9 protein-coding genes are annotated in these 13,200 nt (G+C 54.3%); 7 read left to right on the top strand and 2 right to left on the bottom strand.

The window, feature by feature from the left end; genetic code table 11:
- Positions 1-93: 93 nt before the first annotated feature.
- Positions 94-1,038, top strand: coding sequence for a formylglycine-generating enzyme family protein (locus R5L00_RS11685; protein ID WP_219907519.1), 945 nt, complete (start codon positions 94-96; stop codon positions 1,036-1,038).
- Positions 1,039-1,443: 405 nt separating this feature from the next.
- Here the strand turns inward: R5L00_RS11685 and R5L00_RS11680 are convergent, their stop codons facing one another.
- Positions 1,444-3,036: a calcium-binding protein gene (locus R5L00_RS11680; protein ID WP_317651835.1), complete on the bottom strand. Its 1,593-nt coding sequence runs from the start codon at positions 3,034-3,036 to the stop codon at positions 1,444-1,446.
- 937 nt (positions 3,037-3,973) lie between these two features.
- Here R5L00_RS11680 and R5L00_RS11675 point away from each other — a divergent pair.
- Genes R5L00_RS11675 through R5L00_RS11665 form a run of 3 tightly spaced genes read left to right on the top strand, consistent with a single transcriptional unit; the run spans position 3,974 to position 8,397 of the window.
- Positions 3,974-5,716: a type I secretion system permease/ATPase gene (locus tag R5L00_RS11675; RefSeq protein ID WP_317651833.1), complete on the top strand. Its 1,743-nt coding sequence runs from the start codon at positions 3,974-3,976 to the stop codon at positions 5,714-5,716.
- Positions 5,694-7,058, top strand: a complete 1,365-nt coding sequence (locus R5L00_RS11670; RefSeq protein WP_107694317.1) for an HlyD family type I secretion periplasmic adaptor subunit — start codon at positions 5,694-5,696, stop codon at positions 7,056-7,058. Before R5L00_RS11675 ends, R5L00_RS11670 begins: the two co-directional genes overlap by 23 nt.
- Position 7,059: 1 nt before the next feature.
- The gene (locus R5L00_RS11665; RefSeq protein ID WP_107694318.1) at positions 7,060-8,397 is read left to right on the top strand and encodes a TolC family outer membrane protein; all 1,338 of its coding nucleotides are present in this window, start codon (positions 7,060-7,062) and stop codon (positions 8,395-8,397) included.
- 55 nt (positions 8,398-8,452) lie between these two features.
- Here R5L00_RS11665 and murA read toward each other — a convergent pair whose 3' ends face one another.
- Positions 8,453-9,727, bottom strand: a complete 1,275-nt coding sequence (gene murA, locus R5L00_RS11660) for a UDP-N-acetylglucosamine 1-carboxyvinyltransferase (protein WP_317651831.1) — start codon at positions 9,725-9,727, stop codon at positions 8,453-8,455.
- 100 nt (positions 9,728-9,827) lie between these two features.
- Here murA and R5L00_RS11655 point away from each other — a divergent pair, with 100 nt between their 5' ends.
- The 3 genes from R5L00_RS11655 to R5L00_RS11645 all read left to right on the top strand — a co-directional run bounded on the left by R5L00_RS11655 (position 9,828) and on the right by R5L00_RS11645 (position 13,195).
- Positions 9,828-10,217, top strand: a complete 390-nt coding sequence (locus R5L00_RS11655) for a Rid family detoxifying hydrolase (protein ID WP_317651830.1) — start codon at positions 9,828-9,830, stop codon at positions 10,215-10,217.
- Complete coding sequence (gene recG, locus R5L00_RS11650) at positions 10,214-12,325, top strand: ATP-dependent DNA helicase RecG (protein ID WP_317651829.1); 2,112 nt, start codon at positions 10,214-10,216, stop codon at positions 12,323-12,325. The genes R5L00_RS11655 and recG overlap by 4 nt, the downstream gene beginning before the upstream one ends.
- 84 nt (positions 12,326-12,409) lie before the next feature.
- Positions 12,410-13,195, top strand: a complete 786-nt coding sequence (locus tag R5L00_RS11645; protein WP_107694321.1) for an ABC transporter ATP-binding protein — start codon at positions 12,410-12,412, stop codon at positions 13,193-13,195.
- Positions 13,196-13,200: the final 5 nt, after the last annotated feature.

Here is a 13,200-nt window from a genome sequence, read left to right as displayed (position 1 = left end):
CGCACAACAGGGGCTGGATAGATCTGGTAAGCGATTTAGCCAGCGTATTCATGTATGTGCGCTGATATTCGGATTGGCTTCAAGAGATATTTGATGAAATCAGCATCACTACTGTTTCTGCTTTTCCTGATCCCGTCGGTGTCGGCTAAGGGTGGGGCGTTTCCGTCCAGTCTTTCCGCAGAAGCTCAAGGTGTTAGCCTGATCGCAACGCTGACTACTGGCAAAGGCGAGGCTCCCCCGCCACCGGGGCAGCAAATCGACTTGGGCACTCGTGACCATTCTGCATACGAAAGCTGGACGGCGAACGGTGGATTTGTAATGGCAGCCATACAAGACACAGTGGTTTCCGAATCTGCAACGCATCTGGCTGCTCAGCATGAATCAGGTGAGCCGCGCGTTACTGCCCCTCAGTCTTCAGCCGCCCCCGGCGGTCCGGATGGCCTCTCGTGCGCCGATTGTCCGGAAATGATACCTGTTCCAGGTGCTAAATTTGCAATCGGGAAATACACTGTTACCTTTGCGGAGTGGGACAAGTGCGCTGCTGACGGTGGCTGCGGGGGTTACCAGCCGCCGGACAATGGCTGGGGGCGCGGCAGCAGGCCCGTGATCAACGTAAGCTGGAACGATGCTCAAGCCTACGTTCAGTGGCTGTCACGCAAGACCGGCAAAGCGTACCGATTGCCCACCGGGGAGGAATGGGAAATTGCCGCACGCGCGGGTTCTACCACCAACTACTACTGGGGGAACGACGTTGGACGTAATAATGCCAATTGCGATGGCTGCGGGAGCGAGTGGGATAACAAAAAAACGGCGCCTGTTGGCAGTTTTAAGCCGAATGCTTTCGGACTTTATGACACGATAGGTAATGTCTGGCAATGGACGGACAGTTGCTGGAAGGATAATTGCGCGAGACGCCTGTTTTTTGGGGGGTCGTGGAATCACAGGCCGGAGGATATGCGCGTAACTACCCGCAACTGGTTCGACACGAGCAAGCGCATGCGTTACCTCGGATTCCGAGTCGCGTTGACGCTTCCCTGATAGAAAAACCGCTTCACCAAGCCCGCTTCACCGGCGTCTCTTTGCGGGGACGCATGTGAACTTTGCGGGGGATGCATGGGAAAAGGGTGGATGATGCGGTTAAGATAATCGCGCTGCCCGACTAATCAGCTCCGGTTAATCTCTACGCCATAAAGGCGCGATCATCGCTCACCCCGGGCGGACGCCTCAGATCACTTCCACTTAAAAACGAAAACCAGGCCGAACGTCACCATGTGATAACCAGCCATAAAGCACACGTTCGAGGTCCTTTTGCAAGATTCGCGCCACGATGAAAAATTGCCCCGCGGCCTTCGCCACGGGGCAATCTCATCACCGGTTCAGGTACCGTTCTTTCTCAAGAATAGAACCTCATACCTTTGATAGCCTGGTTGCTTCTCAAACGCCTCAGACCAACACGATATCGTGTTCATTAACATCGGGATGTCCGACTATCGTTGCCAACTGAACGGCGTCACCCCGTCCACTGCCGTCAGCGTCGAATGACAGAACGCCTGTTTTTTCATTGTAGACAAAGTAGTCGTCCCGATCTTCAGCTTTACCCGATCTGTTGCTGGCGAAATTGTCCTCATCGAGTCTGCCCGCGTCCAAATCGTTCCGGCTGCCCCATATCGCGTCATTGACGTCTTTCAGGCTGAATTGCAACGTATCATCCTTTGATTCAAACCCTTCGATGCGATCGAAGCCGTTGCTCCAGGACGTTACTCCGCTAAATACGATGGTATCGTGGCCACTGCCTCCATCGATGGTGTCATTGCCCTTGCCACCCACCAGAAGGTCATCGCCTTTGCCACCATAGAGCTTGTCATTGCCGTCGCCACCGTACAGTTTGTCGTTGCCCCTGCCGCCGTCCAGGTAGTCATTCCCGTCGCCGCCATAGAGCACGTCATTATTCCGGCCATAGGACCCCTTGTCGTCGTCCTTGTGGTCGTCCTTGTCGTCGTCCTTCTTTTCTTCATCATCGCCAAAGAGCCGGTCGTCGCCCTTGCCGCCGTACAGCGTGTCATTGCCGTCGCCGCCAAAGAGCTTGTCGTTGCCCTTGCCGCCGTCCAGGTAGTCGTTCCCGTCGCCGCCATAGAGCACGTCGTTATTCCGGGCATAGTACCCCTTGTCGTCCTTGTCGTAGTCCTTGTCGTCCTTGTCGTAGTCCTTCTTTTCATCATCGCCAAAGAGCCGGTCGTCGCCCTTGCCGCCGTACAGCGTGTCGTTGCCGTCCCCGCCGTACAATTTGTCATTGCCCTTGCCGCCGTCCAGGTAGTCATTCCCGTCGCCGCCGTAGAGCACGTCATTATTCTGGGTGCGGTCGCCCTTGTCGTTCTTGTCATCGTACCTGTCGTTCTTGCCACTCTCATCATCGCCAAAGAGCCGGTCGTCGCCCTTGCCGCCATAAAGCGTATCGTTGCCGTCGCCGCCGTACAGTTTGTCGTTGCCCTTGCCGCCGTCCAGGTAATCATTCCCGTCGCCGCCATACAGCACGTCATTATTCTGGGTGCGGTCGCCCTTGTCGTTCTTGTCATCGTACTTGTCGTTCTTGCCACTTTCATCGTCACCAAACAACCGGTCGTCCCCGGTGCCGCCATACAGGGTGTCGTTGCCGTCGCCGCCGTACAGTTTGTCGTTGCCCTTGCCGCCATCAAGGTAGTCATTCCCGTCGCCGCCATAGAGCACGTCATCATTCCGGCCTCGATGACCCTTGTCGTCCTTGTCGTCCTTGTCGTCCTTGTCGTAGTCCTTCTTTTCATCATCGCCAAAGAGCCGGTCGTTGCCATCGCCACCATTCAGCGTGTCGTTGCCGTCACCCCCAAACAGTTGGTCGTTACCCCGGCCGCCCGATATCGTATCGTTGCCATCGTCGCCGTAGAGGCGATCATTGCCGCTTTTTCCGTCGATGCGATCATTTCCGTCCAGCCCGTGGATCGTGTCGCCAAAGGGAGTACCGTTAAGAACGTCGTTGCGGCGAGTGCCTGTGATATTAGCCATTTGAATCTCCTGTTATATATTTTTAAAAAGTAATTGCCCGAATGGGCTCTGCCTTAAAGCTTTTAAGCTTTTATTTTTTATAAATGACAGTTACTGGAGTTCAACGGAATAAAGGCTGCTCCCTCACAACTTTATAACTACCCCGTTATGCCGCCCTTTCGGGCCGCATTTGAATCAACAGCATTTCCCGTGCCAGAAAAATGTGTCGCCTTATATAAACAAAGGTTTGTTCGAGATCATGCTCAGCAGTTCATAAGGCATAAGCCGCGTACCCAAGCAAATACCCATCCAGAGAAGCCTCATTGCGTCGCTGCAAACCGACATGTGAAATGCACCCAAAATCGAAAACCCTTCTTTTTTCCCCGAATACTGGCGTTATAACAGCTCTAAATGCGTTTGTCGTCTGACGGAGACACTTCGTTTATTTTCTTAAGGATAACTGACGCGTAATGCCGTTATCCGCCGTCGCTTTCAACACCTGTATCCAAACGACGACATTTGCACCAAACTCATCCATGCCCGGCGGAGCCAAAGGCTAGGACAGTACCCAGACACAGCGAAAGGTCGATTTACTACAGCACCGGTATCAACCCGCGTGGCGCTGCGCATTTATTCTGCACCTTCATCATTTCCTAATATCCAACCTCTGCGCCTAAGTGCGGCATCGAACAGACGAAACAATTTTCCATCGTATAAGTTAGAGGACGATTAGTTAAGATTGGTTTATTTGGGTAAAAATCCATAAGTAAATATATGTAACCTTCCGCCCCACCAAAAGCCTGAGCGAAGAATGCGGCGAGTGGCAAAGAACCGCTCAGCCTTAATGCTCCCAACAGTCGGACCCCGCCGACTTATTAGGATAAAGCACTTCAGCGAACTGCTTTTTACCGGCTGTCTGGACAAGAATAATAACGATATTTATGAGGCCGTTCTTTAGATGAATCCCGCATACAAGTTGCCCCAAATGCCCCAAACGGAAATCGCTCGAACCCTCGTCGGATATAAGCGGATATTCGCGACCGTTGGCGTCTTCAGCGCGATCATCAACCTGCTTTTACTCGTCCCCGCCCTTTACATGTTGCAGGTCTACGACAGAGTATTGGCGAGCCGCAACGAGACCACTCTGTTGATGCTGACACTGATGGTCGTTGGCGCGTATCTACTGATGGGCTCGCTGGAATTCGTGCGCAGCTTCGTGCTGATCCGGGTCGGCGCGCAATTCGATATGAGGATGAACAAACGCGTATACGCGGCAGCGTTCGAGCAAAACCTGAAACGTGGTGGCGGTAACGCCGGGCAAGCGTTGCAGGATTTGACGAATATTCGCCAGTTTTTGACCGGCCAAGGCTTATTCGCATTCTTCGATGCGCCCTGGTTTCCGGTGTACCTCATGGTTATTTTTTTGTTCAACCCGTTATTGGGCTTCTTTGCCCTAGGCGGCACTGTCATTCTCGTAGCCCTGGCGTTCCTTAACGAAAGAATCTCGAAGAAACCGCTGACAGAGGCTAGCACCATGGCTGTTGCTTCGAGTAATCTCGCAACCAACAATCTTCGCAATGCGGAGGTGATCGCCGCCATGGGCATGCTGCCCAACTTGATGTCGCGCTGGTTTGGACTGCATAGCCGTTTCCTTCAATTGCAGGCGGAAGCAAGCGAAAAGGCAGGAACAATCGCTGCAGTCACGAAGTTTGTACGCATGTCATTGCAATCGCTGATACTGGGCCTCGGAGCGCTGCTCGTGCTGGATGGCAAGATCACGCCTGGGATAATGATTGTCGCGTCCATCCTGATGGGTAGAGCGTTAAGTCCTGTGGAGCAGTTGATTTCGGGGTGGAAAAACTGGAGCGGGGCGCGCAGCGCCTACCAGCGCTTGAGCGACCTGCTGGAAGCCAATCCCATGCGTGAGCCGGGTATGTCGTTGCCAAAACCGAGTGGCAAACTCTCGGCCGAAGCCGTAACGGCTGGTCCGCCCGGCGCTACCCGACCCGTTCTTAGAAACCTGAGTTTTTCAATTGCGCCAGGCGATGTACTGGGAATCATTGGGCCCAGCGGAGCAGGAAAATCCACTCTCGCACGACTGCTGGTTGGTATCTGGCCCACGATGGCGGGAAAGGTTCGCTTGGACGGAGCCGACATTTACCAGTGGAACAAGGACGAACTGGGCCCCTACATTGGATATTTGCCACAGGATATAGAATTATTCGCGGGGACGGTCAGCGAGAACATAGCCCGTTTCGGAGAGGTCGATTCAGAGAAGGTAGTTATCGCGGCCCAGCGTGCGGGCGTGCATGAGATGATTCTGCGTTTTCCCCAGGGCTATGACACCCCTCTGGGCGAGGACGGTGCCGGGCTCGCGGGAGGTCAGAAACAACGCCTTGGTCTGGCCCGCGCCATCTACGGCGATCCCTCGCTCATTGTACTGGATGAGCCCAATTCCAACCTGGATGAAACGGGGGAATTGGCCCTGATCGGGGCCATCAATGACCTGCGCAGTCGCGGCAAAACAATCGTAATGATCACTCACCGGGAAAGCACCCTGGGTACCACAACCAGGCTGCTGGTTCTTCGCGATGGAGTAGCCCAACTGTTTGGCCCAAGTGAACAAGTCAAGCGTGAGTTGGTCAGAATGAGCCAGCAATTGCCAAAACAGGTAGAAAATGCAAAACAAGCTTCAGCATAATGCGGGCGCAGCGTCAGCTGCGGTCGTTTATGGCGAAGAAATCAAACCATACGCCATTAACACGGATCCCCGGGCCTATACACGATTAGGATGGTGGATCGTCATCGTCGGGGTATGCGGATTTCTATTGTGGGCTTTTCTTGCTCCGCTGGACAAGGGCGTTCCACTCAGCGGCACGGTTACGGTATCGACAAACAGAAAGGCGGTGCAGCATCCAACCGGTGGTACGGTGGAAGCAATCCTGGTAAAGGAGGGAGACCACGTTAAGGCCGGCCAACCCCTGGTGCGCTTTAATGCCGTCCAAGTGACCGCGAGTGCCGAAATGATGCGTGTTAAATATTTCACGGCGCGGGCGGCCGAGGCACGCTTAATTGCAGAGCGTGATGGAACGGAGGAAATCGTTTTCCCCCCGGACCTCTTTCACGAAAAAGACGATCCGCGCGTGGCGAATAATATGAGGATGCAGGAACAGTTGTTGAGTTCGCGATTAATGGCGATTAAAAGCGAATTAGCGGCGCTCGATGAGAATATTGCGGGTTTGAAGTTACAGGCCACTGGCCTGGAGGAATCACGAGACAATAAAAAAGAGCAAATGGCGCTTTTGAAGGAACAACTCGAAGGGATGCGAGAGCTGGCTAAAGAAGGCTACGTCGCACGTAACCGGTTGCTTGATTTAGAGCGGACCTATGCTCAAATCAGCGGCGCGATCTCGGAGGATATTGGCAATATTGGCCGGACGCAGCGCCAGATTGCGGAATTGAAACTACGCCGGATACAGCGGCAACAGGAATACCAGAAGGAAGTCCGTACTCAGCTATCGGATGTGCAACGGGAAGCGGAAGCACTTGCCAATCAGCTCAAAGGGCTGGATTATGACATGGCGAATGCCGTAATAAAAGCCCCGGTGGATGGCACCGTTGTGGGCCTGGCGATATTTACACACGGGGGTGTCATCAGTCCGGGTTTCAAAATGATGGATGTCGTACCAAGCGGTGACTCGCTGGACGTGGAAGGGCACCTGCCGGTACATTTAATCGATAAGGTACACCCTGATCTCCCGGTAGAGCTGATCTTCTCCGCGTTCAATCGGAATCTGACTCCGCATATTCCCGGCGTGGTAACGCATGTCTCCGCCGATCGATTTGTCGACGAACAGACGGGGGCCCCCTACTATAAACTGCGAGCCAAAGTTGCGCCTGAAGGAATGAAACTGATCGCCGATTTGCAGATTCGCCCGGGGATGCCTGTGGACTTGTTCGTGAAAACAGGCGAACGAACCATGATAAACTACATACTGAAGCCGATACTTGACCATATAAAAATGTCGATGACCGAAGAATAATATGCATGTGGTTCCATACCGCCTCTGGATAATCCTGACCTTTTTCACCGCGCTACTTCCAATCAAAACCGTTTCGGCTCTCGGGCTCATGCAGGCCTATGATGCCGCGTTGAACAACGATGCCATCTTTCGGGCCGCGGTGCATGAAAACGAAGCCGGGCAGCAGTTGAAGGTGATTGGTCGCGCCAGTCTGCTACCCGTTCTGTCCGGCACCTATTCGACCAACTTGGTAGACGGGGAGCGCGCCTCATTGGGGCAGGCAGCTCAGCATCTGACCTACCGCAACGAATCCGCTGTCCTTCAGTTGCGTCAGCCGGTGGTCAACTTTGAATCATTCGCCCGCTATAAGCAGGGGCTGGCGCAAACCAGCGCGGCCGATGCCCAGTTTGTGACGCGAAACCAGGACTTGATCGTCCGGCTTGCAGCCGCCTATATGGACGCCCGATTCGCAGAGGATCAGCTGGCGCTTACGTCTTCGCAGATGAATTCATATGCGGAACAGCGTTTAACCAATGAACGCCTGTTCGAAAAGGGAGAGGGAACCCGGACCGAGATGCTGGAAACACAGGCACGCTTCGATCTGGCCGAAGCACAGGTAATCGAGGCCCGCGATAATCTTACGAATGCGCGTAACGTACTCGCGTCCATCGTTGGCGAGGAAATTAGGCTGGTGAATCCGCTGCTGGATGATTTCCGTGCGAAGCCAATGCTACCCTCAAGCTTCGAGGAATGGAAAGAAATCGCCCTGGAGCAGAACCCTGAGATTGTCTCTCAACGGCATGCAGTAGAGGTCGCGCGCCAGGAAATCAACAAGCAGCGCGCCGGTCACGCGCCGCGCGTCGATCTCGTCGCCAGCATTAACAAGTCCAAGTCGGACAATATCATCTTTTTCGGACTGGACACGTTTACCCGCAGCGTCGGCGTACAGGTAAATGTTCCCATATACGCCGGCGGCATGGTCAACGCAATGACGAGCCAGGCCGTGTCAAATCACGAAAGAGCAAAGGCTGAGCTGGACTCGAGAACGGACCAGGTTTTAATCGAATTGCGCAGACAGTTCAATCTCAACCTTAGCAGTTTAAGGCGAATCGACGCGCTGGTGTCGTCTGTCAGCTCCCGGAATGTTCTTCTCGAAGCGACCAGGAAAAGCGCCATTGGCGGAACGCGGAACAACATCGATATTCTCAACGCCGAACAACAATTCTTTGAGGCAAAGCTTGACCTGATGCAGGCACGCTACAACTATCTCCTGAGCTATTTGCGGTTACGCAAAGCGGCCGGTACGGTAGATACGCGTGACCTGCAAAATGTAGCCCGCTATTTTGTTTCCCGGCAATAAAAGTAGAAAAGTCGTAGAAGGCACATTCGATGCGCTGAAGAACTTCCCAACTGCGTTACGCGAAACTACTTTGAATTTTCTGGTCCGCACGCCTGATTCTCGCCCCTAACCGCGATAGCTTATCTTCAATCCGCTCATAGCCTCGATCGAGGTGATAGATGCGATCGATTACCGTCTCGCCCTTTGCGATCAGGCCCGCGAGTACCAGGCTGGCGGAGGCGCGCAGGTCGGTCGCCATCACGTTCGCGCCATCCAGCGCGGCAACCCCGCATACCACCGCGGTGTTCCCTTCTACTTTGATGTCTGCATTCATGCGTTTTAATTCCTGCACATGCATGAAACGATTCTCGAATATAGTCTCCGTGATGATTGCGGTTCCGGTGGCAATGCTGTTCAAAACCATGAATTGAGCTTGCATATCGGTGGGAAAGGCGGGATAGGGAGCTGTACGTAAATTGGTAGATTTCAGCGGATTATTCATTTTTAGATGTATCCAGTCTTCCCCCGACTCGATCGCGGCCCCCGCTTCCATCAACTTGTCGAGTACCGCATCGAGCGTGTCAGAGCGAGTTCCCCTGAGATAAATTTCGCCGCCGCTGGCTGCAGCGGCAACAAGGAACGTACCTGTTTCAATGCGGTCGGGCATGACCCGATGGCTGGCGCCGTGCAGGGCCGGAACGCCTTCAACCGTAATGATATCGCTCCCGACCCCGTGAATTTTAGCGCCCATGGCGATCAGGCAATTCGCAAGGTCCGTTACTTCTGGCTCGCGCGCCGCGTTCTCGAGCACCGTGATCCCATCGGCGAGCGTTGCGGCCATCATTAAATTTTCGGTACCTGTGACAGTAACGATATCCATAACAATGTGCGCGCCATTGAGCCGCTTTGCTTTTGCATCAATGTAGCCATGCTCGATCTCAATCTCCGCCCCCATGGCCTGAAGCCCCTTGATATGCTGATCAACGGGACGCAAGCCGATAGCACAGCCGCCCGGCAACGAAACCCGGGCCGCGCCCTCTCGCGCGAGCATCGGACCCAGTACCAATATCGAGGCCCGCATAGTCTTCACCATTTCATACGGCGCTACAACATTGGCTAGCGTCGCAGCGGTCAGTCTCGTGCCGTCGCCGTCTGTCACGATACTCACACCCAACTGGCGAAGCAGGCTCAGCATTGTCGCCACATCGTTCAGGCGAGGGACGTTATCGATCGAGAGCGTATCGCTGGTAAGAAGAGAGGCGCATAAGATAGGCAGTGCGGCATTTTTTGCACCTGAAATATGCGCTTCACCGGACAGAGGCACTCCGCCCTGTATGATCAGTTTTTGCATAGTTGAAATATGAAGGAGTTCTCGTCATCATATCGCAAAGGCCGTCTTTACGGTTTCAATTTCAAGCCTCTATATCGGGGCGCCAACCCAAGGAGATCAAATGAAAAAAAGAACGATTCAAACTTCGGACGCACCCCAGGCGATCGGCACTTATTCCCAGGCGATACGGGTCAGCGGGGGAGACACTGTGTATATTTCCGGACAGATCGGCCTCGACCCCGTTTCTATGGAGATGGTCGCCGGGATCGATGATCAGATTCACCGTGTATTTCTAAACCTGACCGCCGTGGCAGCCGCAAGCGGCGGAAATTTAAGCGACATTGTCAAATTGAACGTGTACCTGACTGATCTTGGCAACTTTCAGAAGGTGAACGAAATTATGGCAAGCTACATCACAGCGCCCTATCCGGCGCGGGCGGCGATCGGGGTGTCAGCACTACCGCGTGGGGCGCTGGTGGAAATGGATGCGGTGCTGGTACTGGCTGAGTGAAAGTCGATATCAAACCCTCGACAATTCCAACCGCCAATCGCCCTGGCGGTAAGGCGCTACAGGAGAAGCTCGCCAAATTAGGTATCGCCGATGAGTTCGATCTGGTGCTGCATCTGCCATTGCGTTACGAGGATGAAACCCATCTTTATCCTATCCGGGACCTTCCTGAACATAAAACAGTACAGGTCGAAGGCACGATCATCGACAATAAAGTCATGTACCGCCCGCGGCGGCAACTGGTTTGCGGAGTGGATGACGGCAGCGGTGTGCTTTGGATACGCTTTCTCAATTTTTATGGCAGTCAGGTAAATGCGTATTCGGTTGGCAAGCGAGTGCGGGTGCTGGGTGAAGCACGTCAAGGTTTTTTCGGTCCCGAAATGGTCCATCCCAAATGCCGCGTTGTATATGAACAGGAACCGCTCGCTGACGCGCTCACGCCGATTTATCCCGCGACAGCGGGTCTTTCCTCCGACACCATTCGCAAACTGATTCTGCAAGCGCTACCGCAGGACAGGGACGGCGAAAAGCAGTCGCACTTATCAGAAACTCTGCCCGATCAGGTTATAACGCGACATCGGCTTCGAGGTTTTGGGGACAGCGTGATTTTCTTGCACCAGCCGTCGCCGGACGCGTCCGCCCATCTATTGCAGGAACGCAGCCACCCCGCATGGCAGCGCATCAAGTTTGATGAACTGCTGGCGCAACAGCTATCCATGCGCTTGCATTATCTGCAGCGCCGCGATGCGAGCGCACCTGTTCTGCCGCCAAAGAACAGGTTGACTAAAGCGCTGCTCGCATCACTGCCTTTCCAGCTCACCGACGGGCAGAAGAAAGCCTTTTCGGAAATCAGCAGAGATCTCGCGACAGCCCATCCAATGCAGCGGCTGTTGCAGGGCGATGTCGGCAGTGGCAAAACAATTGTGGCCGCACTCGCGGTTCTGCAGGCTATCGAAAATGATTACCAGGCGGCGCTGCTGGCACCAACCGAGATTCTTGCCGAGCAACATTATCAAAAACTTTGCGCGTGGCTTGACCCATTACTTACTCCGCTAGGTGTGACAATTGCCTGGTTAGTCGGCACGCAGAAAAAGAAACAGCGGGAAATCATGTTGGCCAATATCGCTTCAGGCAATGCCATGCTCGCGATCGGCACCCATGCATTATTCCAGGAACGGGTGGAGTTTAACCGGCTCGGACTGGCTGTAATCGACGAGCAACACCGTTTTGGCGTTCACCAGCGGCTGGCGTTAAGAGAGAAAGGGTCCAGAAACAACTTGGCGGGCTCGACGCCGCATCAGTTAATGATGAGTGCAACGCCTATTCCCCGCACACTTTCGATGAGCTACTTTGCCGATCTGGATGTGTCGCTCATAGAAGGCTTGCCGCCGGGCAGAACACCAGTCGTGACCAGACTGGTCGCGGATACCCGCCGTGACGAAGTCACGGTACGCATCCGGGAAGCCTGCGGTAGCGGAAAACAGGCTTACTGGGTCTGCCCGCTGATTGAAGAATCTGACGCTTTGCAGCTTAAGACCGCCCTCGACACGTACGAAACTTTGAATCTGACTTTTCCCGAATTAAAAATCGGCCTTATACATGGGCGGCTCGCGCCGCGGGAAAAATCGGGGATTATGGAATCCTTTGTGCAGGGCGAAATTCAGCTGCTAGTGGCGACGACGGTGATCGAAGTTGGCGTAGATGTGCCTAATGCATCGCTAATGGTCATCGAACATGCGGAACGCATGGGGCTGGCGCAACTGCACCAACTGCGAGGGCGCGTCGGGCGCGGCACGACAGGCGGAATATGCATACTGCTGTACCAGAAACCCCTGTCAGCAACGGCACGGGAAAGGCTGAGGATTATATTCGAACAAAACGATGGTTTTGAAATCGCGCGGCATGATCTCCGCCTTCGGGGCCCGGGCGAATTTTTGGGAGCCCGTCAGAGCGGCCTTCCTATGCTGCGCTTTGCTGATCCTGAAAAAGATGAGGAGTTGCTTGAGGCCGCCCGCGGCGCAGCAGACCAATTGTTGCGCGATTACCCGGACCATGCCCAACGCCATGTGCAGCGATGGCTTGGAAGAAGGAGTGAATACCTGCGGGTGTAAACCGGCCGATACCAAGCCTTTACGTTCAGGTTCGCCCATCCGGACCTGCTTATCAACCCGACTCGATTCGCCGGGTAACAATGAATGATTTTACAAACAAACAATCTAACTCTGGAATATCCTGGCAAACTGCTGTGCCGTAACTTGACCTTGACTATTCATCCAGGCGAATGCTGGGCGATACTCGGTCAGAACGGTTGCGGCAAGACTACTTTGATACACGCGCTGGGTGGTCTGCATGACGTTGAGGCAGCTTACGCGTCATCTATCATGGTCGCAGGGAAGGCACCCCGAGCTTGGGCCAGGCGCGAGCTTGCACGCCATCTCGGCATCCTGTTGCAGGAAGAAACGGGTGATTTCTGGGGGAATGTGTTTGAATATGTATTGCTGGGGCGGCACCCCCACTTGAACGATATGTTCGGCTTTCGAGACGTCGACCACGAAATGACGGTTCGAGCCATGGAGCGCATGCAACTGATGGGGATCGCCCGCCGCTCCCTCGTCACGCTATCCGGGGGAGAGCGTCAACGCGCGCGAATCGCCTTGTTGCTTGCCCAGTCGCCACAATGCCTGTTGCTGGACGAACCACTGCAACATCTGGACTTGCGCCATCAGGTGGGCGTAATGGCGTTGTTCAGGGAATTGGCCCGGCAAGGCAAGGCATTGGTAATGGTGCTTCACGACGTCGGCTGGGCTAGCCACTTCTGCGACCATGCTCTGATGCTGTTCGATGATGGAAGCACAATTGCCGGACCGGTAGAGACGGTGCTCAACCGCGGTAATCTTGAAACTTTATACCAATGCGGCATAAACGAACTCCCGCTGGGACGCGGACGTCATTTCGTGCCGGATTTGACGCCAAGTGTATAATTGGC

The sequence above is a fragment of the Nitrosospira sp. Is2 genome (genome assembly GCF_033095785.1).
In the GTDB taxonomy this organism is placed as follows: domain Bacteria; phylum Pseudomonadota; class Gammaproteobacteria; order Burkholderiales; family Nitrosomonadaceae; genus Nitrosospira.
The sequence above is the reverse complement of the archived record's forward strand: the minus strand, read 5'-3'. Positions and strand labels throughout refer to the sequence as shown.